This window comes from Pseudomonas sp. LFM046, assembly GCF_000949385.2.
GTDB lineage: Bacteria > Pseudomonadota > Gammaproteobacteria > Pseudomonadales > Pseudomonadaceae > Metapseudomonas.
Genome location: NZ_JYKO02000001.1, coordinates 5,024,935 through 5,048,565 on the forward strand (window position 1 = coordinate 5,024,935; position 23,631 = coordinate 5,048,565).

Sequence of the window (23,631 nt, forward strand, 5' to 3'; positions counted from 1 at the left end):
GCGTCTCCGCTCACAGGCCCAGCTCGCTACGCGGGCGGCTCAAGGTGTCGATCAGGGCGTAGAGGATCTTCTCGGCGCAGGGCATCAGGTCGGGGATATAGGTCGCCCCCATGCCGCCCAGCCCCTCGGCCACCGGCAGCGGCGCGCCGGTCGCCGGCCACGGCCAACCGATGCGCGCGGTCGGCACGCCGTAACGGCGCAGCGCGGCGCCGTCGGTCTGCCCGGCGAGCATGTCGGGGGTGCCGTGGGGGCGCTGTTCGATGAATTCCCAGCCGCGCTTGCACGACTGGATGATCCAGTTCTCCGGGTCGGTGCTGCCGCCCGGCACGGAGCCGTACTGTTCCCACTCCAGGTCCAGCTCGGGGAAGCGCGCCTCGAGGTCGGCGACGAACTCGGCGAACTGCGCCTTGACGCTGGCCGGGCTGACCCGCGGATTGACCCGCACGTCAAAGAAGATCTCGGTCACCGCGCTGGGGAAGGCCGGGCGCTCGACCTGGCCGCCACGCACGCCGGCGATCCAGCCATGGGGCTGGATCACGCCACTGGTGTTGCGCGCGGTGTAGTCGAGGATCCACTGCTGCAGTTCCTGGATCACCGTGGCCGCCGGCACCACCGAGCTGCGGAAGCCCGGAATGTCATGCGGCACGCCGGCATAGCCCAGGGTGCCCTTGACCTTGAGCTTGAACCAGGCCATGCCCGGCTCCTCGTGATAGACCCAGTTCCACGGCTTCATGATGATCGCAAAGTCCGGGTACATGCCGCGGTTGAGCATGTGGATCACGCCGTTGGACATGCCGGCGTTGCGCGCCCCGATGTCCACCGGCATGCCGCCGTCGGCCACGCCCAGCAGCAGGTCGCCCTTGAGCGGCGCGCCGGATTCGATCAGCGCGGTGGCCACTTCGGTGAGGGTGGCGATCATGCCCTTGGGGTTGGACGATCCCAGGCCGAACACCCAGTCGTCGACCTGCTGCGCGAAGGGCTGCAGGTCAGCCTCCTGGCCGTCGCCGGTGAGGACTTCCTCGCCCGGCGTGCGGTCGAGGTGGGTGTCGATCGGCGCGTACAGCAGCACGCTGGCACCGCCGCCGCTGCCCTTGAACTCGCCCAGCGCATTGCCGGTGATCTCGTTCATCGGGTAGTAGCGCGCCTGCATGCCGATGCCCTGCAGGTGGCGGGTCATGAACTCGCTGGCCTCGCGGGCGGCGCCGGTGGGGCTATGGATGTTGGTCAGTTCGAACAATAGCGTTTGCAGGCGCTGTGGATTGAGGCGGGCGCGTGCCTGCTCGTACCACTGGCTCTGCTCAGGGCTGAACGGTAGCGAAGTCGTGGGTTTCATGGGCGGCTCCTCAATGGCTGGCGACGAACTGTTCGGCGAAGATGTTCTCCGCCCGCACACCCAGCTCGATCAGGCGCTGGGTCGCCGCGTCGATCATCGGTTGCGGGCCGCACAGGTAGGCCACGGTGTCCGGGCTGGTGACGTCGCCTTCACGCAACGCGCTGACCGGGCTGCCCAGATGCAGCCCCTCGGTGGCTTCGCGGTCGACGCAGATGCGCGCCTCCAGGGTCGGCAGCCACTGCTTGCGCAACTCGATGTCGTCCAGGGAGAACAGCGCCTCCGGCACCGCGCAGCCGAAGCTGAGCAGCATCGGCGGTTTGCGCCCACCGCTCTGGCGCAGGGTGTCGATCATCGACAGGATCGGTGCCAGGCCGGTGCCGCCGGCCACGAAGATGTGGGGCGCGCGCTTGTGTTCCTCGCGCAGGAAAAAGGCGCCATAGGGCCCACTCAGGGTCAGCACCTGGTCCACCTCGACCTGGTTTTCCAGGAAGCCGGACATGGCACCGCCCGGCAGCAGGCGGATAAGGAACTCCATCTTCGGCAGGATCGCCTGGGTGCTCGACGGCGAATAGCTGCGCAGCACGCCCAGGCCCGGCACCACGATCTGCATGAACTGGCCGGGGAGAAATTCCATCCACTCGCCATCAGCCAACTCCAGGGTCACGCGCATGACATTGCTGGCGATGCGCTCGACCGAATCGACGAAGGCGTGCACCTCATGGGCGGCGCCGGCCCCCACTTCACTGCCGTAACCGAGGTTGAAGGTGCAGTCGGTATTGGCCTGGGATACGCACAACAGGCGCTGCCCCGCCTCGTACTCACTGCCCAGCAGTGAGGTGCTGGCGCCAGGCTGGGTGACCGCCTCGCCTTCGGCCAGACTGCAAATGCAGCTGGAGCAGCCACCGGAACGGCACTGGTAGAGCACCGGCATCTCGGAGGCGAGCGCGGCATCCAGGATATTGCCGCCCGGGGCGACACCAAAGGTACGGCTGACGCCATCGGAGAAGTTCAGGGTGATTTGGTGCAGTTGTTCATTCATGGCTGGATCCACCGAAACAGAAACCTTGCGGGGTGCGCCCGGACAGGCCGCAGCGCCTGTGTGAGCGCTGCGGCAGGGCCTGGCCTTGCCCCGATGTTAGGAAGGGCGAGCCAGCCATCGCGCTCCCTTGGGTTACGCGACTATCCCGGGAGCGCAATTAGTTGCGAGAGGCAACGCGGCAGCTTGCGCAAGACGCGGCGCGGCGCCCGCGCATGGCGGGCAGCGCAGTGCAGACACAGGGGAAAATGCGGTAGCCCCGGAAATGGCCAAAACCATGTCCGGGGCCACGCGTGGCAAGGCGCCTCAGCAGCCGTTCAAGGCGCTCGCGCTCAGGCGAACGCCGGCGGACGCAGGCGATGCCAGTCGCTGAGCTTCTGCACGGCCATGCCGGCACGGCACAGCACCGCCTCGCCGCCCTTGCGGGCAATGAACTGGCCGCCGATCGGCAGGCCGGCCTCGGTCAACCCGAGCGGCAGGCTGAGGCTGGGATGGCCACTGACGTTGAACGGTGCGGTGAACTGGATCAGCCGGCGGTTGGCCTCCGGGTCCAGCGCCAGGTTGGCCAGTTGCTCATGGGTCGGCGCGGCATAGGGCTGCACCGGCGCCAGCACCACGTCCAGCTCATGCAACAGGGCATCCACTTCACCGGTGAAGCGCTGTGCCGCGAGCAGGATGCGCTGGTAGTCCATGCCGCTCAGGGCACGGCCGCCGTCGATCAGGCGACTCAGCGCCGGGCCGTACTCAGCGGCACGCTGCGGATAGGTGCCCGCGTGCGCCACGGCGGTCTGCACGCCGCAGTGCGCCTCCCAGTTGCCGCTCACCTCGCGGGTGTCCGGCATCCGTACGCTGCGCAACTGGCCGCCGCCCTCGTGGACCATCCGCATGATCTGTTGCAGCGCGCGCTGGATCACCGGGTCGACCCCGTCGCTGAGCCAGCGTTCGTCGATGCCAACGCGCAGGCCACGGAAGCTGTCATCGATCCCCGGCACCTCCAGGCAGACGCTCGGCTGCGAGGTGGGGTCGAGCGGGTCGTGACCGGCGATGGTCGACAACAGGAACAGCGTGTCGCGGGCACTGCGGGTGATCGGCCCGACATGATCCAGGCTGGCGGCCATCTCGAAGGCGCCGAAGCGACTGACCCGGCCCCAGGTCGGCTTGAGCCCGGTCAGACCGTTGGCCGCACAGGGAAAGCGGATCGAGCCGCCGGTGTCGCTGCCCAGCGAGGCGTAGCACAGCCCCGCCGCCGTGGCCACGCCGCAGCCGCTGGACGAAGCGCCGGTCCAGTGATCGGCACCCCAGGGATTGACCGGCGGTGCGATGCTCGGATGGTTGATGGCGAAGGCGCCCTCGGTCATCTGCAGCTTGCCGAGCATCACCGTCCCGGCTTCGCGCAGGCGGGCCACCACCGTGGCGTCCTGCTGCGGTACACGGTCGGCGTGCAGCGGCATGCCGGCGGCGGTGACCACCCCGGCGGTGTCGAACAGATCCTTGAGGGCCAAGGGGATGCCATGCAGAGGGCTGTGGCAGACACCCTTGGCCAACGCCTGCTCGGCCTCGCGGGCCTGCGCCAGGGCCAGTTCAGGTGTGACGCGGGCATAGCTGCGCAGCGTGCCATCCAGCGCTTCGATCCGCGCCAGCTGGGCCTCGGTCACCTCGACCGGGGAGAGCTTGCGACTGCGGATCAGCAGCGACAGTTCATGCATTTCCAGGTAGTGAAGATCGCTGGGCAGGCTCATTGATCGACTCCGATAAATCCCAGGGCCAGACGATTGAATTCGTCCGGGCATTCGCTCTGCAGGTGGTGCGCGGCGTTGCCGAAGACGTGCAGATGGCCGTCGCGCAGGCGGTTGAGCATCAGCATCGGCACGTCGACGCTGCCGAACCAGTCGTGCAGTCCCCAGCACAGCAGGGTTGGCGCCTGCACCTGGTGCAGCAGCGGCAGCAGGTTCTCCCACTCGCCCAGGGCTCCCGGAGTACGCAGCAAGCGGATGAAGTCCGGGTTGTTGCTGGCCTCGAAGCGCAGGCGCAGGGTCTCGTCCTCCAGCCGGCTGTCGTCGTGCAGCTCGTAGCGCTGCAGCAGCACCCGCATCTTTTCCAGGCTGGGGCCGTCGCCCGCCAGGTAGTAATCGCTCATCAGGTTGGCGGCGTGCTTGCTGAACAGCGGCAGCGGCGCCAATGCCCCCTGATCGACCGGCTGCGAGCCGATCGCGATCAACCGGCCGACCCGCTGCGGATGCTCCGCCGCCAGACGCAGCGCCACCCCGCCCCCAAAGGACTGGTTGATCAGATGGGCACGGGCGATGCCCAGCGCATCCATGAAACCCAGCAGCTTGCGCGCATGCCAGGTGAACAGCGGCCCGTCCACCGGCACCCTGTCGGAGCCGCCGAACTGGGCGAAATCGAGGAAATAGCATTGCCGATTGGCGGCGAAGGCTGCCGCGCTCAGGCGGAAGTTGCTCCAGGCGGTACTGCCCGGGCCGCCACCGTGGGTGAAGATGACCGGCAGATGCCCGTCATCCTGCCCCAGGAGCTGATAGTGCAGGCGCACGCCATCGACCGAGACGAACCGGCTCGGGCCGGGAGAGATAGACGACATACAGGCTCCAGAAAGCGGAAAGCCAGCGCTCCATGAGGAGCGCTGGCTGGGTGGGAATCACTCTTCGATCTTGCGGACCCTGTAGCCCGGACGATGACCGTCGGCGGTGTCCTTGAAGATCAGGCTGGTGTCCTTGCGCGCACCGGCCACGCCGCGTCCCGGCTTGGCGATGCCGCGGTTCCAGCGCGAGGCCATCTTGCGCCAGGTGATCGGCGACACGTCGGTGGCCACCAGCTGCTCGTTGTCCCAGCCGGTGCCGTCGGAGTAGAAGTTCTGCATGGCTTCGCGGGCGTACAGGTCGCAGTCGTTGAAGCCGTGCAGGCACAGCGGCTCGTACATGTACTTGTAGCGGTAGTCGAATTTCGTGCGGTCTTCTTCGGTCGGGCACACACGCACCAGGATTTCCCAGTACTCGTGGGTGTCGTCGGTGATCGGCACGTACCACTCGTACTGCACGACGTGCTCTTCCGGCCAGTTTTCCACCATCAGCACGCCCGGCAGGACCACCGACGTGCGGTAGAAGCGACCCTTCAGGCCGTCGACCTTCAGACCCAGGGTCTCGTTCTCCAGGATCGGCTTCCACTTGTCGGTGAACAGCCACTGCATCAGGCCCTTCGGCCCGTTCTCGTCCTCGATCACGCTGATGCAGTCGTCGGCGGTCGGCAGGATGCCCAGCGGCAACACCCAGTCCATCGCATGGACGATGGCGTTGTCCTTGTGCACCAGGATGTGGGCGTTGTCGAAGCCGTTCTCGCAGGCGATCCGCCAGTTGCCATAACCGGTACGGTGCATGCCGCGAACCTGCGCGTTGTCGTCCAGCACGCTCGGCGAGGACGGCCACAGCGGGTGCGGGAAGCGATCACTGTTTTCCGGGAAACGGAACGGCAGGTCGTGGGACAGCGGCGGCACGTCCTCGTCGGGGAAGTCGTCTTCACGCACGAAGACGAAGATCATGCCGTTGACCTCATGCACCGGGTAGGTGGTGATACCGGTGGTGCCCACCAGCTTGTCGTCCGGGTTGGCGATGATGGTCACCAGCTCGCCGCTCTGCAGATCGAAGGTGAAGCCGTGGTACCAGCAGGAGATGGTGCTCTTGTTGAAGCACATCGGCTTTTCGGACAGGCGCACGCCACGGTGCAGGCACTGGTCCTTCAGCGCGAAGACCTTGCCGTTGACCCGACGCAGCACGATCGGCACACCGCAGATCTGCAGGCCTTCGACCTGGTCCTCGCCCAACTCGTGGGTGAACAGCGCCGGATACCAGTGGTTGATGAAGCCCCAGGCGGCATCCTTGTAAGGCTGGTACTGGCTCTGGGTCTTGGCGTTGTTGGTGCGGGCATCGCTGATACCGGTTTTAACCACACGCCGGCGGATGGTGGGCTGCTCGGACATTGTTGATCCCTCTGGCTGACTGCATGGCGCCGCCCTATGCGGCGCTGTTGCAGTCATCCTAAAAAGGCTGTTCGAGACTGACGCTCCCTAGACTGTGTGGCTTATCCCGCAAGCGCAGAAAGATGCACGAACCATAGGGGCATTGGCGCGCTCAGCCCATCCTACGAACTTCATCCTGCTAGTCGGGCAATTCGATCGTCAAAGGCAGAGCCGGTGACTCATGACCACAGCGCGGCAATCAACGTGCGAGCGTCTCCGACGGGCTCTCGCCGAAGCGGCGCTTGTAGTCGGTGGTGAAATGCCCGAGGTGGCTGAAGCCCCAGCGGAAGGCGACCGCCGTTACCGTGTCGCTGCCGGGGCTCAGGCGCTGCAGTTCCTCGTTGACGTGGCGCAGGCGAACTTCCTTCAGGTACAGCATCGGCGAGGTGTTGCGGTAGCGACGAAAGCCCGTGAACAGGGAGCGGCTGCTGACGCCCGCGTGCTCGGCCATGTCGACGATGGAGATCGGCTCGTGGGCGTGCTCCTCGATGTAGCGCTCCACGCGCTTGACGAACGAGGGCGCCAGCGAACGGCCGTCGGAACTCAGCTCGCTCGAATAATTGTGGGGGTGATTGGTCAGCAGCAGATTGACCAGACCGGCCTCCATCTGCGCCGTCAGCAAGGGCGACAGTTCATCGTCCACCGACAGGCTGTCGTACACCCAGCTGACCATGCGCAGCCAGCGCGCTCCGGCCTCGGTATCCAGCGGCAGGCTCGACTCGAACTCGATGTTGCTGCGCAGGGTACGACCGAGCAATTGCTGGCAATGCCGCTCGATCAGGCTGCGATCGACACGGATGATCAGCTTCTCCGTGTTCGGCGCATGATTGATCAGGATCGGCGTATGGGCGTTGATCACCGTGCCCATGCGCGAATTGCTCAGAACGCTTTTCTGCCCCTGCTCGATCCGCTCCTCGCCATAGATGGGCATCTGAATCAGCGCAAAGGTATCGAGCACGCCCGGCGTGATGGTGACGGCGCCGCCATAGCTCATGCGGCCGATGCCGATGCCGCCGAAGCGCCGGTAGTACACGCGGGCATCGACCGAGCCACGGCCATCGACACTGCAGAGACGGTTCGCGCAGAAGATCTTCTCACCGATCTGGCGGGCTTCTTCCAGGTCGCGGGTATGGCAAATTTCGTAGCGTGCAAGCACCGCTTCCGGTGGAGTAACCGGACGAAAAGTCAGCTGTTCCATGGGTCTACCTCAGCGGCCGGGCTAGGCAACCCGACCGGGCTATCTCACGATCTTTATGCGATCCGGGGTACATCTCCCCGGATCATTCTTGTTCTGGCAGTCGTTAGCTGAGCCTGGAGTCCCGATTCTCCGACGGGCGCTCCGGTTCAGTGCAAGGCTGGATAAAACCGCCGCTTCGGCGAGCACGTGCCCACTGCGGCCCCTGTACAAGCTCCTGTTTCCTATTCAGGTCCGGGGACTTTCCGAATCAAGCATTTAGCGGGCCAAGACGCTATCTGCCTGCCCTTTTCCCGACGAACATCGGCAGCACGACCTTTGCGTCATGAATGCGCCCATTCGTCGCGAAAAAAATGGCCAGGAACCCCCTCGCAGGCGTCCCTGGCCTTGACTTCCAGTCAGCTTATCGGCGCTCGGCACCGACCATGACGAACATCATGCGTGCCGGAGTGTTACCCGTGTTACGCCATGCGTGTCGGGTACCCATCTGCACCACCACATCACCGGCGTTCAGCACGGTCGGCTCGCCTTCATCCAGGTGCAGGGTCAGCTGTCCCTCGACGAGCACGCCGTAGTCGATGGTGTCGCTGCGGTGGAAACCGGGGGCATCCGCCTCGAACAGCTCCGCCAGCCCCGGCAGGCGAGCGGCCATCTCCTCACCCGCGGCCTGCAGTTGCTCCGGGGTGGGCATACCTGCCGACTCCGGCGGGAAGGTCACCAGCATGGCGCAGGTACCGCCGGCCGCTGGCAGAACCGACTCGATCCGGGCCAGGGGTTCGGGCTGGACAGCGCCCACCAGCGGCTCGGCCTCGGTCTTCCAGAACAGCGCGGCACTGAAGCCCGGGCTGTGCACGAAGGATTCGTCGCCGGCAATTGGGCCGGCGCTGACGATACGGGAACGGCCTGCACCGTCATGCCCGGTCACCACGCAATTGGCGCGCATCGGAAACCTCCTGGCGGTCACCGGTGAAGGATGTGGAAGTTGGTGAAACCATTACCCTGCGCCTGGATCGCCTCCAGCGCTTCGTTGAGCTTCTCCAGGGGATAGGCGCGCGACTCCAGTTGCGACAGATCGAGAATCCCCGACTCCACCATGCTCGCCATCTCTTCGCCCTCGCGGGTGGTGAACCACAGCGAGCCGATGTACTGGAGCTGCGCGCACATGAAGGGGTGCGGATCGATCGGAATCGGACCGGCCACGCCACCGATCTGCACGATGCGGCCGCCACGGCCGACGGCCTGCATGGCATCCACCGACAGCTCGGTCGGCGCCTTGGCGCCCAGGGTATCGAGCATCGAATCAATACCAGCCGGCAGCAGAGCGCGCACTTGCTCATGGATGCTCCTCTCGCCGATGTGGATCGGCACCACGCGGCGCGGATCGAGGGCCTGCAAACGCTCCAGCGCCGCCTGGTCACGGGCGGCCACCAGTACGCGGGCCGCGCCGAACGCCAGGGCCAGCAACGCGGCGCCCACACCCAGGGTGCCGCTGGCGCCGAGAATCAGGATGTTCTGCGACGGGCGCAGGGCGGCCTTGCGGATCGCCGCATAGGCGGTGCCCAGATACCCGAAACGGGTCGCCTCGGCGAAGCTCAGGCAATCCGGCAGACGCACCAGGCTGTGGCCATGGGCCGTCATGTACTGGCCGTAACCGGCATAGGGGTAGCGCTCGAACACCTTCTGCGAGCCGGGGCCAAAACCGAAATAGCCCATGAAGGTGTAGGCCTCGCAGCGCGGCGCATCGCCTTCGCGGCAATGGCGGCATTCGCCGCAACCCACCCCCGGATTCACATAGACCCGGTCGCCAGGCTTGAACGCCGTGACGGCGGAGCCGACGGCGGTAACCGTGCCGGCCGAATCCAGGCCGAAGATCGCCGGCAGCGCGGGCAACGGCAGGAATGGATACCACTCGGGAAAATGCGTGGTGACGTTCTTCAGGTTCGGGATCACACCGGATGCCTCGACCTTCACCAGCACATCGTGCGGCCCGGGTGTGGGCCTGGGCACTTCATCGACCACGAACTTTCCGCCGATCTCATGCAGACGGGCAGCGTGCATCATTGTCATTGTTGTCATCCTCATGCCGACGGTAGCTGGGCCGCCGGGAAATGGACTGCCGTCGGCGCCCATGGCGGGCGCCGAGGCGACGAAGGATCAGCGGCCCGCCGACTGCAAGGTCTGCAGGGAGAAGTTGCTGGCCTTGGCGTCGAAGTTGGTCTTCCAGGCTGCGGTGTCGATCAGCGACAGCGTGGCGTGATTGCGCTGGAAATCGATGACCGCGCTGGCGGTGGTACGGACATCGCCATCGGCGGTGTTGGCGTAGGAATGGAATTCCATGAACTTCCAGAACTCGCCTTTGCGGTTATAGGCCTCGGCGTAGTAGAAACGCGGGTACTTCACATCCATGTACAGCACCTTCTTGCTGTAGGGATGCACCGACGGTGTGATCGCTTCGATCACGTAGACCTCACGCGGCTCGAAGTTGTTGTTGTTCATGTTCCAGTACGGCGCCTTGTCGTCGAGCACCGGGTATTTCTCGGCAAAGCTCTTGCCGTTCGGGTTCCACAGGCCGGTCTTGCTGTTGGCCGCGGCGAGCACCCAGCGTTTTTCCACCAGTTTGTACTCGGGGTACCAGCAGGGACGGGCGTTGAAGGCGTCCAGGTCGTCCTGCAGCTGATCGGAAGAACCCACCGGGTCCATCCAGGCGCCACCGGAGAGGCGGCGAATGCGGCGCACGGCCGGGATGTAGGCCCACACGTCGTTGACCTTTTCCGAGTCGTACATCTGGGTGTAGGTGCCCAGCCCCTTCATGTCGGAAGGCGACTTGAAGTAGAGCAGCTGACGACCACGCTCGCTGCCGTCACCCTCCACGGTACTGTCGCCGGTGAGTCGGCCCTTCATGGTGTAGCGGCTGAACTCCGCCACCGGCTCGGCGTGGACGCCCTTCTTGCCGTCGATCAGCAACTGGGTGAACTGCGGCACCTGGGAGACATCCCCCACCAGTTGGCCGAGGTGCCAGTTCCACATGAGTTTTTCCGCGGCCTGCGGGTCCTTCATATCGATCTCGGGGAACGGCTCACCCGCGCCCCAGTTGTCCACCCGGCAGGCTTCCTTGTTGATGCTGGCCTTGCCCGCGTTGGCCTGGGAGGCCTTGACCCAGCGCGGGTCCAGAGGCACCTCCTTCGAGGCGGCCAGCGGCAGCTTCCAGCCGCTGTTGCGGATGCGCCACTCCATCTTCTCGGTCAGCAGGCTGGCGATGCTGTGTCCCTCGAAGGTGTCGTTCTTGATCTGGTCGATGTTCTCGGCGGAGATCACGGTACCGGCGGGCAGTTCGGCGGCAACGGCCAGGGACGGGATGCTGCCGGCAGCGGCGATCAGGCCGGCCGCCAGGGTGTACCGCAGGGCGAAACGGGATGCGCTCATGATGAGGTCTCCGATGGGGGGTCAGAACAGGTAGGTCAGGCTGGTGTAGACCTGATCGCGGTCGTGGAACACGCCGAACAGGGTGGTGCTGTCGCAGTTGTTCATCTGTCCGGGCACGCACTTGGAGGCGTCCCGGTGGGCGTCATCCCAGAAGGCGTCGTACTCGACCTTCCAGCGCCACTTGCTGGACAGCTCGAAGGTCACCGACGGAATGGCGAAACCGCCGCCATTGCTCAGGTCCGAGCCCAGCACCAGTTGTGGGTGGACGCGCCCGCTGTCGTAGCTGAGGTCGAAGATGGTGGTGGCCAGGACCGAATGCTCCTTGACCTTGCCACCCCAGCCCACGCTGTAGAGCAGCCCGTCATCCTCGTCGAAGTTCTGCACCCATTTGTCGAACAGTTGCACCGAGAAGAACATCGGCTTTTCCGTCCCCAGCAGCTCCTGGGTGAAGGCGAAGTTCTTGTCCATGCGGACCATGGCCGCGATCACGTCCTTGCGGGTGAAGCCGTCGAAGCCGGGGGCAATGAACTGGCTCAGCACGGTCGGGTTGTCCAGCGTGATCTGGTACGGGGCGTCCTTGATGTAGGCCATCTCGGTGCTGAACACCGCGTCGGCCGCATCGGAGTAGCCGCTGGCGGTGAAGCCGAAGATGTCGACGATCGGGTAGATGACTTCGCCGGCCACACCGCGGGTCTGGTCGGTGCCGTGGGTCTCGGCGCCGGACGGCACGTTGGGCAGGCCGATCAGCGCGAGGTTGTTCGAGGCGTTGAGGATCGGCGAGTTGTAGAAGGTCCGGAGGTACGACAGCGAGTAGTTGAGGTCGCCGTACAGGCCGCTCCAGCGCAGGCCGCCGGTGAAGTCCTTGTAATCGCCTTCGTCGTTCTCGAAGTTGTAGGGGTCGATGTTGCGGAAATCGACGCCGGCGTACGGATTGCCCGACCAGCGCCCGCCGTAGATGTCCAGCTCGGTGCCGATGTCGTCCTTGCGATCCAGCCCGGGACGGACGAAGGCCTCCAGGCCACCCTCCAGCTCCGGCACATCGATGTTCATCTTGATGATGTTGTTGGTCTTGCGCAGTTCCTCGTTGGCCGGTTCGAGGAAGTTGCGCCAGGTGAAGTCGAAACCGTGCACCAGGTCGTTGGCGGCGAAGAAGTCGGTCTCGCCCCAGGCCAGCTGCTGCTTGCCGATGCGGAAGGACAGGCGCTCGCCCACCGGGAAGTCGACGTAGAGCTCGCGGATCTGCTCATCGTCGTAGAGCTCCATGATGTCGCCCCGGCCATCCGCTTCGCGGAAGTTGTTGGCGCCCATCTCTTCGAGGTGTTCGAGGAAATCGGTTTCGACCTCGCGGCTGGCCCGCAGCTTGGCGACGACCGAAATGTCTTCCGTGGCCTTCCAGTCCAGGTTGAGGCGAACGGTGCTGCGAGCCATGGACAATTTGCCCTTGTCATCGAAGCCGGGGGTGTCGCCCCAATCCTTGGTGTTCCAGGACAGCTCTTCGCGCAGGTAGCCGTCGTAGTGGAAGCTGTCGTCGGCCAGCGCCGACAGGGCGACGGTGCCCAGTGAAATCGCGAGGGCGAGCTTGTCGATCGACGCACGCCTGAGCGCGGCCGGGATGTGATTCTTGTTCATGGTGTCTCCCAAGGGTGGTGGCAGCGTGGAACTTGCGTTCTTGTTGTTGTCTGGTCTCAAACCGGTTGGAGCGACGCGGAAGCGGAGCCGGCGCCCAGCGGGTCCGGCTCGCCGAAGATGAAGCGCGGGCGGAACACGTAGAGCAGCGACGGCATGACGAAGAGGGCGGAGAAGGCCGACACGCTCAGCCAGATGGCCATCAGCAGGCCCATCTCGGCCTGGAAGCGCAGCGACGACAGCCACCACAGCAGGGTGCTGACGATGAGCACGCTGGCGGTGACGATCACGCCCATGCCCGAGGAATGCAGGGCCAGGCGGATGGCCTCCTCGGCGCTGCGGCCTTCGGCGATTTCCTCCTTCACCCGGTCGGCGATGTAGAAGGCGTAATCCACCCCCAGGCCGATGCCGAGGGCGGCCACCGGCACGGTGTTGATGTTCATGCCGATGCCCTTCCAGGTCATGAAGGCGAAGGTCAGCATGTTGGAAATGATCACCGGCACCATGAACACCATGCCGGCGACGCTGGAGCGGTAGACCAGGGTGCAGAGCACCGCCAGCACCAGCAGGGCCAGGGCGATGGCCTCGATCTGGCTGGACAGGATGATTTCGTTGACCGCCGCCATCACCCCGATCAGGCCACCCGCCAGGTGCCACTGGCCTTCGGCCAGGGGATGGGTGGCGATGAATTCCTTGATCCGCGCCACCGCCGTGCGGATGGTCTCGCCCTGGCGGTCACGGAACATCAGGGTCACCGAACCATTGGCGTACTGATCGTCGGCAAAGCGCGAGATATCCCCCGGCTCGGAGACTGAATCCAGCATGGCCATCAGGCTGCCGTTGATCGCTCCGCTGTCACCCAGCTCCAGGTAGCGCGGATTGCCTTCGCGCAGGCTGCTGTTCACGTTGGGCAGGACGTCGGCGATGGACAGCGAGCCGCCCACTTCCGGCTGCGCCTCGATGAAGCGCTGAAAGCTGTTCATCGCGTGCAGCGCTTCGTTGCCCTTGATCAGGCCGGGACGGCTGTCGTCGCCGAGCACCACGAACATCCGGTCAACGCCTTCGAAGCGGCCGTTGATCGCAGCGGAGTCACGGTTGTAGGGCGACTCCGGCCAGAGGATCGGCGAGCCGGGGTTGGCGTCGCCGATCTTCAGGTTCAGCGAATACAGGCCGGCGCCCACGACTACCAGCAGGCTGGCGCCGAGCACGACGTAACGGGCCCGCGACAGGCAGACCCGCACCGCCAGGTCGAGCACCTTGCGCAGCACCGGCAGGCAATCGATGGGATGCGCCACGCCATGGGGCTTGCGGATGAAGGACAGCATGACCGGCGTGAGGATCACCGCGCTGACCGTCAGCGTCGACACCCAGACCACCGCCAGCACGGTGAGCTTCTGCAGCATCGGGATCGGGCTCAGGGCCACCACCGCCATGCACGCGGCGTCGGCGATCACCCCCAGCATGCCCGGCCGGAAGAGGTCGGCCAGGGCCACCCGCGCCGCGATTCCGGCGGTGTCGGCGCCGGGCGGTAGCAGTTCCAGCTCATCATCGAAGCGATTGACGATCTGCACCGAATGGGAGACCGCCCGCGAGGTGATCAGCATCGCGACCACGATCACCAGCGGCTCGAAATTGATGGCCAGCAGACGGCAGATGCCCAGCGCCCAGATCGCGCTCACCAGGCCCGCCAGCAGCGGCAGCATCAGGCCGCGCCAGGTGCGCAGCAGCACGAAGAGCATCACCAGGGTCACCAGCAGCGCCGCCGCGACCAGCTCGATGGTTTCCGGCAGGTAGTGGCCCACCCAGCCATAGAGGATCGGGTCGCCCACCACGCGGATCTTGACGCTGCCGTCATCCACCTTGGCGATCAGGTCGCGAATCTCCTGGAAGACCTTGGTGTAGTCCACCTGCTGGTCGATGAAGTCCACGGTGATCAGGGTGGCCTGCAGGTCCTTGGACACGTAGGGCCCATAGACCAGCGGGTTGCGCAGCACGGCCTGCTTCAGCTCGGTCATGGCCTCGGCGTTCGCCGGCAGATCCGGCCACATCAGCGGGCGGCTCTCGATGCCGGCCGTGGAGGCGCGGACCTCCTTCAGCTTCTTCGAAGCGAGCGAAGTGATCTGGTACTGGTTGACTGCGGACACCTCACGCAGGCCCAGGGTCACGGTCCGCACCTTGTCCAGCACGGGGGTCTGGAAGATATCCCCCTGCTCCACCTCGAACATGATGGTGACCATGTTCGAGCCGCCGAAGGTGTCCTTGAACTTGTCGTGGGTCTGCACGTACTCGTGGCGCGAGGGCAGCATGTCCTCGAAGACCGTGCGGACCTCGATGTGCAGGGCGAACCAGCTCAGGGCCAGGGTCAGGATAAGGAGTCCGCCCGCCACCCAGGCGCGCCAGCGGATGCACAACTCGGCAATGCGTTCGATCATGTTCTGCTCTCCATTGGAAGGGGCCAGGGACGGGTTCATGGCTGCAGCTCCGACCATTGGCGGCCGTCCCAGCGGCCGATGTCGGCGCCGGCCAGCCAGGTCGCGCCGCCGTTCACCAGGGCGCGGGTGTGCCAGGAGAGGTTGCGTTCATCCAGGGCGCCGCTTTTCCAGTCCTCGCCGTTGCCGGAGACCCAGCGACCCAGGGAGCCGGTGGCGAACCAGCGCTGCTGCTGCGGGTTCCACAGCACATCGAACAGATGCTCGGTCACGCCCAGCTCGACCGTTTCCCAATTGCGGCCGCCATCACGGGTCACCAGCAGGGCGCCTTCGAGACCGACCGCCACGCCGTTCTGGCCATCGCGGAACTGCACCGACATCAGCGAACCGGGAACGGGCGCGGCGATTTCCTCCCAGCTCTGCCCCTGGTCATCGCTGAGCAGGACGCGCCCGAACTCGCCGACCACCACCAGGCGGCCGCCGTCGAGAATGGCCACGTCGTTCCAGGCCACGTCTTCCTCTTCGCGCAGACGCTGCCAGGTCTGGCCGTAATCCCGGCTGACCAGCAGGGCGCCCATTTCGCCCGTGGCGATGGCCAGCCCGCCTGCGGCGACACGCACGCGGTTGAGCTTGTTGGCAACGTCCGAGCGCGGCACGCCTTCGGCGAGCTGCCAGTTCCGTCCCGCGTCCTGGCTATGCAGGATCACCCCGTCGTTGCCCACCGCCACGGCATGCGCGGCATCCCAGATGGCAACGTCTTGCAGCGTCCGGTCAGTCGGCGTGGGCAGGCGGCGAACCTGGCCGTCCGGCGCGATGGCGAGGATTTTGCCGTTCGATCCGCAGGCCCAGACCTCGCCATCGGCGGCCAGGGCCAGGCCGTAGAAATGGTCCCGCCGCTCCAGTGCCGGCGGGGTCACGGTGCCCCCGACCGGCTGCGGCTTGATGAACAGCCCGGCCCAGAGCAGACCGGCGATGATCGACCAGGGCAGCACCGTCATCAGCGCTTTCAGGGCGCGCTGCACGAGGCCCGGGCTCGGTATCCGCTGGGCGGCGGCTTGATCGATGTTGATGAGTTTTGACATGGCTCGGGTCCACAGGGTTGGCGTCGTCTTGTTCTGGTAATGGCGCCGGCAACGCAGGCAACCCCACTCTAGGTACCCCCCGGGACCCGAACTATCCCGACACTGCACGGCTTGTCCCCCAGGCGCAGATTTTCCCGCCGGCCCTGAGCATTCACGGGATGGTTGACCCGCTTCGGACTACCCATGAAGGGGGCGGGGCCTGCCTGCGCACCCGGGGCTCAACTGCTGCACTGGCCCCACCGTAGGGTGCGCTGTGCGCACCGACTGCGGGATCGCCCCCTGCACCTCGCTCCACCCTTGGTGCGCACGGCGCACCCTACCTGAGCAGCTCCGTCGCTCGATTGAGTCGTAACAGGCCGGGACGGGCAGGCCATAGGATGGATGCGCGGGCGCAGCACCGATCGCTGCCCCCGCTCAGAGCCTGAAGCGGTCCACCAGGGCATTCAGGCGACCCGCCAGCGACTGCAGGTCGTGGCTGCGCCGGCGGACCTGGCCGGCACTGCGCGATGCGTTCTCCGCCGAATCGGCGATGGTCACCAGGCTGCGCGACAGCTGCTCGCTGGTTGCCGCCTGCTGGCCGGTCGCCGTGGCGATCTGCTGACTCATCTCGCGCACCTCGCCGATCATCTGCGTGATCCGGTGCAACGCCTCGCTGGCGTCGCGGGCGCTGGCGACGTTGGAGTGCGAGCCCTGCCGGCTCCGCTCCACCATGCCGACCACCGTCTGCGTGCGCTCCTGGATAGCCGCGATGCTGCGGCGCACTTCCTCGGTGGAGTTGTGCGTACGCCGGGCCAGCGCCCGAACCTCGTCGGCCACCACGGCGAATCCCCTGCCCTGCTCGCCGGCGCGGGCCGACTCGATGGCGGCGTTGAGCGCCAGGAGGTTGGTCTGGTCGGCGATTTCGCGGATCACCGCCACCACGCTGCCGATGGTCTGGCTGGTGCCCTCCAGTTGCTCGGTCAGCACAAAGATCTCTTCCAGCAGCGTGGCATTGCGGGTGATCGCCTCGGCAAGGGCGGCCACCGTGCCCTGCCCTCGGGCCACCGCCTGGTCGCCGTCACTGGTGGCGCGGGCCGTCAGGCCGGCATTTCCGGCCACCTCCTCCACCGTGGCCGCCATCTGCTGCATGGCGGCCGCGAGCTGGCCGATCTCGTCGCGCTGCGCATCCACACCGGCCCCGGCGGCCTGGCTCTCCTGCTGGAGCGCCTCGGAGGTTTCGTGAAGCGTCTGGCCGGTGCTCTTGATCTCGGCCACCAGCTCGGCCATGGAACCGATGAAACGATTGAATTCTTGTGCCAACGTCGCCAACTCGTCGCGCCCCTGGACCGGCAGGCGAGCGCGCAGATCGGCTTCGCCCGAGGCCAGTTGCCTGACCGCCAGCACCACGGCGTTCAGCGGCCGCGCCAGGGCCTGGCCGAGCAGCAGGATCAGGATTGCGGCGATCAGCACGGCGGCCGTCCCCAGCAGCAACAGCTTTACCGCCAGGGCCTTGACCCCACCCAGGACCGCTGCGCTGGGCAAGGCCACGCCGAACGACCAGGGCGTTGCCGTATCGCCGATAGCCACCGGCACGGCGAGCATGAAGATTTCCTCCCCCATGGCCGGCGAGACGAAGCGCAGGGTCAGCGGCCGCCCGTTACGCACGGCGTCGATCATGGTCTGCAAGTACTCGCCCATGAAGTCCGCCTCGGTTTCGGCCTCCTTGCGTCCGATCCGGCTCGGGTCGGGGTGTGACACCAGCGTGGTGTCGTTGGCGGTCAAGGCAGCCAGGCCCACGCCCAGCGGGCGCAGTCGGGCCACGCTGGCCTGGAGCTGCTTCGCATCGAGGCCCAGCCCCAGGCTCCCGACCACCCGCCCGTTCTGACGTATCGGAATCAACAGCGGGATAGCCAGGCGCGCGTCGCCGAGCCCCGGCAACGCACGGGGTGGATCGACCCGCTCGCGCTCGACGGCATCGCGCCCCATCAGTTCGGCCAGGGCCTGCCGTTGCTCAAGTGAGGCCGGCAGGGTGCCGCCGCCGTCACGCAGCCAGTAGACCGGCGTGCGCACCTGCCCCTGTGACGGCAGCCACCAGGCGGCACTCACCTGGGGGCTGGTGTGGAGCAGGGTTTCCAGCATCTGGTCGGCGATGCGGCTGTCCACCAGCTCGCCATCGGCCAGCTCCCGGCCAAGCAGCTCCCCCGTGGTGCGCGCCGAATACAGGGCATTGTCGAAGTAGGCACCGATTTCGGCGGCCTGCTGGTGAACGATGGCGTCCACCGCCGTTTCCGCCAGGGCCTCGGTCGAGGCCTTGCTCGATTGGTAGACCAGCAGCACGGTCACCAGATAGACCAGCAGGGTCAGCGGCAAGACGCTGATGAGCAGCTTGTTCTTCAAGGACAGCCTGGCCAGCATGGCGAACTCCTGTAGCGGGCGGCCGGCGGCGCATCCCTGGCCTCCGCGGATTCAATGGCGATGTCGGTGTCGGGCGTGGGTGTCGGGCATTAGTGGGCCCGATCGCCCCTTTCGGGGTGGTGAGTAGGATGTGGTGGAGCGAAGCGATACCCATCAGCGGGGTTCGATGGGTATCGCAAGCTCGCGGAACGCCGCCCGACCCATCCGGCAGAGAGCGTCCTCAGCGCTTGAGCAGGTCCAACGCCACGTCGACGATCATGTCTTCCTGGCCGCCGACCATCCGCCGCCGGCCCAGCTCGACCAGGATGTCCAGGGTCTTCAGCCCGTACTTCGCCGCCGCCACTTCGGCGTGGCGCAGGAAGCTGGAGTAGACGCCGGCATAGCCGAGTCCGAGGGTTTCGCGGTCGACCCGCACGGGGCGGTCCTGCAGCGGGCGCACCAGGTCGTCGGCGGCGTCCATCAGGCGGTAGAGGTCGGTGCCGTGGTGCCAGCCGAGCCGTTCGGCGGCGGCGATGAACACCTCCAGCGGCGCGTTGCCGGCGCCAGCGCCCATACCGGCCAGGCTGGCGTCGATGCGGTCGCAGCCTTCTTCCACAGCGGTGATGGAGTTGGCCACGCCGAGGCTGAGGTTGTGGTGGGCGTGCATGCCGGTCTGGGTCTCCGGCTTCAACACGGCCTTGAACGCACGCATGCGGTCGCGGATGTCCTGCATGTTCATCGCGCCGCCGGAGTCGGCCATGTAGATGCACTGCGCGCCGTAGCTCTCCATCAATTGGCCCTGCCGAGCCAGTTCTGCGGCCGGAATCATGTGGCTCATCATCAGGAAGCCCACGGTGTCCATGCCCAGGCTGCGGGCGTATTCGAGGTGCTGCCTGGACACGTCCGCCTCGGTGCAGTGGGTGGCGATGCGCACCGAACGCGCCCCGGCGTCGTAGGCCGCCTTGAGGTCGTGCACCGTGCCGATGCCGGGCAGCAGCAACACGGTGAGGGTGGCGTGCTCGATGACGTCGCTGGCGGCCTCGATCCACTCCAGATCGGTGTGGGCGCCGAAGCCGTAGTTGAACGACGAGCCTTGCAGGCCGTCGCCGTGGGTGACTTCGATGGAGTCCACCTTCGCCTGGTCGAGGGCGCGGGCGATGGCCTGCACCTGGTCGAGGGAATACTGGTGGCGGATCGCGTGGCTGCCATCGCGCAGGGTCACGTCGGAGATGTAGAGCTTCTTGCCGTTCATGGTCGGTCTCCTCAGGCCTGGAGCATGGACTGCGCCATGCGCTCGGCCGTGGCCAGCGCGGCGGAGGTCATGATGTCGAGGTTGCCGGCGTAGCTCGGCAGGTAATGGGCGGCGCCTTCCACTTCGAGGAAGACCGAGGTCTTCAGCCCGGAGAAGCGGCCGTGGCCGGGGATATTCAGGTCGCGGACCTCGTCGAACTGCACCCGCTGCTTGAGGCGGTAACCGGGCACGTAGGCCTGCACGGCGGCGGCCATCTCCTCGATGCTGGCCGCCACCTTCGCCTGGTCGGCCGCTTCGCTGAGCACGAACACAGTGTCGCGCATCATCAGCGGCGGTTCGGCCGGGTTCATGATGATGATCGCCTTGCCCTTGGCCGCCCCACCGATCACTTCGATGGCTTTGCTGGTGGTCTCGGTGAACTCGTCGATGTTGGCGCGGGTGCCGGGGCCGGCGGACTTCGACGCAATCGACGCAATGATCTCGGCGTAGTGCACCTTGGCCACGCGCGACACCGCCGCCACCATCGGGATGGTGGCCTGGCCGCCGCAGGTGACCATGTTCACGTTGGTTGCCGCCAGGTGCTGTTCCAGATTGACCACCGGCACGCAATACGGACCGATCGCGGCCGGGGTCAGGTCGATCATGCGCAGACCGGGCTTGTGGCCCCGCAGCAAGGCGTCGTTCTGCACGTGGGCGGCGGCACTGGTGGCGTCGAAGACGAAGTCGATGTCCTGGAACACCGGCAGACGGGTCAGGCCCTCGACGCCTTCATGGGTAGTGGCCACGCCCAGTCGTGCTGCGCGGGCCAGACCGTCGGACGCCGGGTCGATCCCGACCATGGCGCCCATTTCAAGGTGCTGCGCGTTGCGCAGCACCTTGATCATCAGGTCGGTGCCGATGTTGCCGGAACCGACGATGGCGACTTTGAGTTTCTTGCTCATGGAAAAGGCTCTCTCTGCTATCACTCGGCGCTGAACTGAACGGCCACCTGGCCGATGCCGTCGATCACCGCTTCGAAGCGGTCGCCGGCCGCCACCGGGGACATCGGTCCCAGGGCGCCGGTGAGGATCAGGTCGCCCGCGCGCAGCGGTTCGCCCAGGCGCGCCATGGTGCGGGCCAGCCAGACGGCGGCATTCAGCGGATGGCCGAGGCATTCGGCGCCGCTGCCGCTGGACACCAGTTCGCCGTTGCGGGTCATGCGCATGGCCGCCTGGCGCAGGTCCAGGCCGTCCAATCGGCGTGCCGGCCCACCGAGCACGAAGTAGCCGCTGGAGGCGTTGTCGGCCACGGTGTCGACGAAGCGGATGTTCCAGCCCTGCACCCGGCTGCCGACGATCTCCAGCGCCGGCAGCACCCAGCCGGTGGCGGCCAGCAGGTCGGCGAAGCCGGTGTCTTCACGCGGCAGGTCGCGGTCGAGGATCAGGGCGATCTCCGCCTCGATCTTCGGCTGTAGCACCCGGCTGAGCGGCACCACCTCGTTGTCGCCGTAGCTCATGTCGGCGAACAGGGTGCCGAAGTCCGGCTGGTCGACGCCCAGCTGCGCCTGCACCTTGGGGTTGGTCAGGCCGATCTTGCGGCCCACCACCCGGCGCCCGGCGGCCACACCGTGGGCGACGTTCAGGCGCTGGATGGCATAGGCGGCCTCGGCATTGGCTTCGCCGATGCGCTCACGCAGCGGGCCGATGGCCTCGCCGCTGGCCTCGGCACCCCGCAGGGCGGCGGCCAGTTGCTCCAGGGAATCTTGGGAAAGGGTCATCGCGCACCTCGGCAATCAGTGGGTGAGGAAGTCCAGCACCAGGCGGTTGAACGTGTCGGCGTGCTCCCACTGCGCCCAGTGGCCGCAGTTGTTGAACACATGGAGTTGGGAATTGGGGATGCCGGCCACCAGGCGCAGGCCGGTGTCCAGCGGCACGAAGCGGTCGTTGCGGCCCCAGATGACCAGGGTCTCGGCCTGGATTTCGCCCAGGCGCGAGCCGAAGTCGGGGAACTGCTTCGGGTAGGCGGCGAGGCTCTTGACGAAGTTTTCCAGGTGGTCGCGGCGGGCCAGCATGTTGTCCAGGCGCGCCTGGAACAGGGCCTCGGTGAGGTCGCGGGTGTCGTAGACGAAGATGTTCATCATCGCCTTCAGGTTGTCGATGGTCGGCTCGCGGTAGAGGCCCTGGAGCAGCTTGATGCCCTCGGTGGGCATCGGCACGAAGGGGCTGGCGCCACCGGTGCCGCCACCCATCAGGACCAGCTTGCCCACCCGCTCCGGCCAGCTCAGGGCAAAGGCCACGGCGCTGTGGCCGCCCATGGAATTGCCGAGGAGGTGCACCCGGTCGAGGTCGAGTTGGTCGACGAGGCCCTTGAGGATGCGGGCGTTGAGGTCGGAACGGGAGCCGGCGCAGACGATGGAGTCGCTTTTGCTCCAGCCCGGGCAGTCCAGCAGGATCACGCGGAAACCGGCGTCCACCAGCGGCTGGATGTTGCGGTTGAAGTTGGCCCAGCCGCTGGCGCCAGGGCCGGAGCCGTGGAGCATGACCACGGTCTGGTCGCCCTGGCCGCAGTCGTTGTAATGGATGTTCAGCTCCAGTTCGCCTTCCCGGATGCGGATGAACTGGCTGGTGGCGGCTTCGGTAATGGCAGTCATGTCGGAATCTCTGAGGAAGGGGTCAGGCAAGCGGTTGCGCAGCGAGCGCGCCGTACCCGGCGATCCACTCCGGAATCGGCCGGTAATAGCGATCGCGGGCCTCATAGGGGCCGAAGGCGGACAGCGCGGCGAAGGCCGCCACCCAGGTCTTCACCTCATGGGTGGATTTGCCGGCCAGCGCCGACAGTTCGGCATTGCCGAGGCCGTCCAGCTCGGCCATGCGGCCGGTGGCGAGGAGATCGAGGAAGTGCTGGTCCCAGTCGGGGTTGAGGGGATGCAGGCTGTTCTGATCTTCGACGAAGTGCCGGGCGGCGTTGATCACCCGCTGCTGTCGCGCCTCGCGCTCATCGGCGGGCAGGTGGCGGCCACTGCCCTTCAGGCGGTCGGCCATCAGCCCTTCGACCCGGGCCAGTTCCGGGACCGGCGGCTGGTGAGACAGGCCACCGGAGCCGAGGAACAGCACGCGCTTTCCGGTGGAACGGGCGAAGCGGCCGATGGCCTCGCCAAGCAAACGGGCCCGCTGAAAACTGGGCAGCGGCACCGCCACCGAATTGATGAAGACCGGAATCACCGGATAGCGCCGCAGACCACCGAGCAGCGCCTCCAGCGGCTGGGCAAAACCGTGGTCGACCTGCATGCGGTAGGACACGGCGGCATCGACACCACCGGCCAGCACCGTCTCGGCACACTGCTCGGCGAGCGCTTGCGGCACGCTGATGACCCCGGCGGCGGTGCCGAAATCGCCAATGGCGTGGGCCGCCATGCCGATGCAGAACGACGGCATCACATCGTAGAAAAAGCCGTTGTAGTGATCCGGGGAAAACAGGATCACCAACTCCGGCGAAAAGCGTTCGATCCGCTCCCGCGCCGTGGCGATCACCCCATCGACCTCGGCCAGCACCTCCGGCGTCGGGTCGAAGTACCCCACCAGCGGGGTATGCGAAAGGCATTGCAGCAGGGCACTCATCGCAGCACCTCCCGGATCGAGGGCGACGCCGGGCACAGGAAGGCTGGATGGGATGAATGACTCATGGGGACGGGCTCCGTAACTGCGTCGGCAGCGCCGGTAACGCCCTTCCTGAAGAGAAGGCGTTCGGGCGGTGGTGGCCCTCGAAGACGGGGGCGGACGCAACGGAGGATATGAAGCTGACGCTCGGCAGGCGCTCCCGTGGCTTACGGCGCTATCCCGAAAGCGCAAAAAAGTAAGCACACCCGCTCTGATT

18 protein-coding genes are annotated in these 23,631 nt (G+C 66.3%); all 18 read right to left on the bottom strand.

Going from position 1 to position 23,631, the window contains the following annotated elements; translation table 11 throughout:
* Window positions 1–10: 10 nt before the first annotated feature.
* The 18 genes from TQ98_RS23205 to mhpB all read right to left on the bottom strand — a co-directional run bounded on the left by TQ98_RS23205 (window position 11) and on the right by mhpB (window position 23,375).
* On the bottom strand, window positions 11–1,333 hold the full coding sequence (locus tag TQ98_RS23205) for an acetylornithine deacetylase (protein ID WP_044874029.1): 1,323 nt from the start codon (window positions 1,331–1,333) through the stop codon (window positions 11–13).
* 10 nt (window positions 1,334–1,343) lie between these two features.
* On the bottom strand, window positions 1,344–2,372 hold the full coding sequence (locus TQ98_RS23210; RefSeq protein ID WP_044874028.1) for an FAD-binding oxidoreductase: 1,029 nt from the start codon (window positions 2,370–2,372) through the stop codon (window positions 1,344–1,346).
* 329 nt (window positions 2,373–2,701) lie between these two features.
* Entirely contained in the window at window positions 2,702–4,108 is a 1,407-nt protein-coding gene (locus TQ98_RS23215; protein WP_044874027.1) for an amidase, read from the bottom strand.
* Window positions 4,105–4,968 (bottom strand): alpha/beta hydrolase, encoded by an 864-nt coding sequence (locus tag TQ98_RS23220; RefSeq protein WP_044874026.1) that lies wholly within the window; start codon window positions 4,966–4,968, stop codon window positions 4,105–4,107. Before TQ98_RS23220 ends, TQ98_RS23215 begins: the two co-directional genes overlap by 4 nt.
* A 57-nt stretch (window positions 4,969–5,025) precedes the next feature.
* Window positions 5,026–6,360 carry a Rieske 2Fe-2S domain-containing protein gene (locus TQ98_RS23225; RefSeq protein WP_044874025.1) on the bottom strand — a complete coding sequence of 445 codons (1,335 nt, stop codon included), beginning with the start codon at window positions 6,358–6,360 and terminating at the stop codon, window positions 5,026–5,028.
* Window positions 6,361–6,598: 238 nt separating this feature from the next.
* Window positions 6,599–7,597 carry an AraC family transcriptional regulator gene (locus TQ98_RS23230; RefSeq protein WP_044874024.1) on the bottom strand — a complete coding sequence of 333 codons (999 nt, stop codon included), beginning with the start codon at window positions 7,595–7,597 and terminating at the stop codon, window positions 6,599–6,601.
* Window positions 7,598–7,997: 400 nt separating this feature from the next.
* A complete protein-coding gene (locus tag TQ98_RS23235) occupies window positions 7,998–8,537 on the bottom strand; it encodes a cupin domain-containing protein (RefSeq protein WP_044874023.1) in 540 nt (179 codons plus the stop codon).
* A gap of 17 nt (window positions 8,538–8,554) precedes the next feature.
* Window positions 8,555–9,661 (bottom strand): alcohol dehydrogenase catalytic domain-containing protein, encoded by a 1,107-nt coding sequence (locus tag TQ98_RS23240; RefSeq protein WP_082073272.1) that lies wholly within the window; start codon window positions 9,659–9,661, stop codon window positions 8,555–8,557.
* A gap of 87 nt (window positions 9,662–9,748) precedes the next feature.
* Complete coding sequence (locus TQ98_RS23245) at window positions 9,749–11,017, bottom strand: DUF1329 domain-containing protein (RefSeq protein WP_044874022.1); 1,269 nt, start codon at window positions 11,015–11,017, stop codon at window positions 9,749–9,751.
* A gap of 21 nt (window positions 11,018–11,038) precedes the next feature.
* Window positions 11,039–12,646 (bottom strand): DUF1302 family protein, encoded by a 1,608-nt coding sequence (locus TQ98_RS23250; protein WP_044874021.1) that lies wholly within the window; start codon window positions 12,644–12,646, stop codon window positions 11,039–11,041.
* Window positions 12,647–12,702: 56 nt separating this feature from the next.
* The gene (locus TQ98_RS23255) at window positions 12,703–15,075 is read right to left on the bottom strand and encodes an MMPL family transporter (RefSeq protein WP_044874151.1); all 2,373 of its coding nucleotides are present in this window, start codon (window positions 15,073–15,075) and stop codon (window positions 12,703–12,705) included.
* A gap of 35 nt (window positions 15,076–15,110) precedes the next feature.
* Complete coding sequence (locus tag TQ98_RS23260) at window positions 15,111–16,154, bottom strand: YCF48-related protein (RefSeq protein WP_044874020.1); 1,044 nt, start codon at window positions 16,152–16,154, stop codon at window positions 15,111–15,113.
* A 414-nt stretch (window positions 16,155–16,568) separates the two neighbouring features.
* On the bottom strand, window positions 16,569–18,548 hold the full coding sequence (locus TQ98_RS23265) for a methyl-accepting chemotaxis protein (RefSeq protein WP_103103066.1): 1,980 nt from the start codon (window positions 18,546–18,548) through the stop codon (window positions 16,569–16,571).
* A 220-nt stretch (window positions 18,549–18,768) separates the two neighbouring features.
* Complete coding sequence (dmpG, locus tag TQ98_RS23270; RefSeq protein ID WP_044874019.1) at window positions 18,769–19,779, bottom strand: 4-hydroxy-2-oxovalerate aldolase; 1,011 nt, start codon at window positions 19,777–19,779, stop codon at window positions 18,769–18,771.
* Between the two features lie 11 nt (window positions 19,780–19,790).
* Window positions 19,791–20,720: an acetaldehyde dehydrogenase (acetylating) gene (locus TQ98_RS23275; RefSeq protein WP_044874018.1), complete on the bottom strand. Its 930-nt coding sequence runs from the start codon at window positions 20,718–20,720 to the stop codon at window positions 19,791–19,793.
* Window positions 20,721–20,740: 20 nt separating this feature from the next.
* A complete protein-coding gene (mhpD, locus tag TQ98_RS23280) occupies window positions 20,741–21,535 on the bottom strand; it encodes a 2-keto-4-pentenoate hydratase (protein ID WP_044874017.1) in 795 nt (264 codons plus the stop codon).
* Window positions 21,536–21,550: 15 nt separating this feature from the next.
* Window positions 21,551–22,408 (bottom strand): alpha/beta fold hydrolase, encoded by an 858-nt coding sequence (locus TQ98_RS23285; protein WP_044874016.1) that lies wholly within the window; start codon window positions 22,406–22,408, stop codon window positions 21,551–21,553.
* 22 nt (window positions 22,409–22,430) lie between these two features.
* Window positions 22,431–23,375 (bottom strand): 3-carboxyethylcatechol 2,3-dioxygenase, encoded by a 945-nt coding sequence (gene mhpB / locus TQ98_RS23290; protein ID WP_044874015.1) that lies wholly within the window; start codon window positions 23,373–23,375, stop codon window positions 22,431–22,433.
* Between the last annotated feature and the right edge of the window lie 256 nt (window positions 23,376–23,631).

Excerpts from the sequence above, each read along its gene's own strand:
- TQ98_RS23240 (WP_082073272.1), bottom strand. The coding sequence starts at position 9,661 with ATGACAATGATGCACGCTGCCCGTCTGCATGAGATCGGCGGAAAGTTC.
- TQ98_RS23255 (WP_044874151.1), bottom strand. The coding sequence starts at position 15,075 with ATGATCGAACGCATTGCCGAGTTGTGCATCCGCTGGCGCGCCTGGGTG.
- TQ98_RS23275 (WP_044874018.1), bottom strand. The coding sequence starts at position 20,720 with ATGAGCAAGAAACTCAAAGTCGCCATCGTCGGTTCCGGCAACATCGGC.
- TQ98_RS23220 (WP_044874026.1), bottom strand. The coding sequence starts at position 4,968 with ATGTCGTCTATCTCTCCCGGCCCGAGCCGGTTCGTCTCGGTCGATGGC.
- TQ98_RS23225 (WP_044874025.1), bottom strand. The coding sequence starts at position 6,360 with ATGTCCGAGCAGCCCACCATCCGCCGGCGTGTGGTTAAAACCGGTATC.
- TQ98_RS23260 (WP_044874020.1), bottom strand. The coding sequence starts at position 16,154 with ATGTCAAAACTCATCAACATCGATCAAGCCGCCGCCCAGCGGATACCG.
- TQ98_RS23250 (WP_044874021.1), bottom strand. The coding sequence starts at position 12,646 with ATGAACAAGAATCACATCCCGGCCGCGCTCAGGCGTGCGTCGATCGAC.
- TQ98_RS23285 (WP_044874016.1), bottom strand. The coding sequence starts at position 22,408 with ATGACTGCCATTACCGAAGCCGCCACCAGCCAGTTCATCCGCATCCGG.
- TQ98_RS23230 (WP_044874024.1), bottom strand. The coding sequence starts at position 7,597 with ATGGAACAGCTGACTTTTCGTCCGGTTACTCCACCGGAAGCGGTGCTT.
- mhpB (WP_044874015.1), bottom strand. The coding sequence starts at position 23,375 with ATGAGTGCCCTGCTGCAATGCCTTTCGCATACCCCGCTGGTGGGGTAC.
- TQ98_RS23265 (WP_103103066.1), bottom strand. The coding sequence starts at position 18,548 with ATGCTGGCCAGGCTGTCCTTGAAGAACAAGCTGCTCATCAGCGTCTTG.
- TQ98_RS23215 (WP_044874027.1), bottom strand. The coding sequence starts at position 4,108 with ATGAGCCTGCCCAGCGATCTTCACTACCTGGAAATGCATGAACTGTCG.
- dmpG (WP_044874019.1), bottom strand. The coding sequence starts at position 19,779 with ATGAACGGCAAGAAGCTCTACATCTCCGACGTGACCCTGCGCGATGGC.
- TQ98_RS23210 (WP_044874028.1), bottom strand. The coding sequence starts at position 2,372 with ATGAATGAACAACTGCACCAAATCACCCTGAACTTCTCCGATGGCGTC.
- TQ98_RS23235 (WP_044874023.1), bottom strand. The coding sequence starts at position 8,537 with ATGCGCGCCAATTGCGTGGTGACCGGGCATGACGGTGCAGGCCGTTCC.
- mhpD (WP_044874017.1), bottom strand. The coding sequence starts at position 21,535 with ATGACCCTTTCCCAAGATTCCCTGGAGCAACTGGCCGCCGCCCTGCGG.
- TQ98_RS23205 (WP_044874029.1), bottom strand. The coding sequence starts at position 1,333 with ATGAAACCCACGACTTCGCTACCGTTCAGCCCTGAGCAGAGCCAGTGG.
- TQ98_RS23245 (WP_044874022.1), bottom strand. The coding sequence starts at position 11,017 with ATGAGCGCATCCCGTTTCGCCCTGCGGTACACCCTGGCGGCCGGCCTG.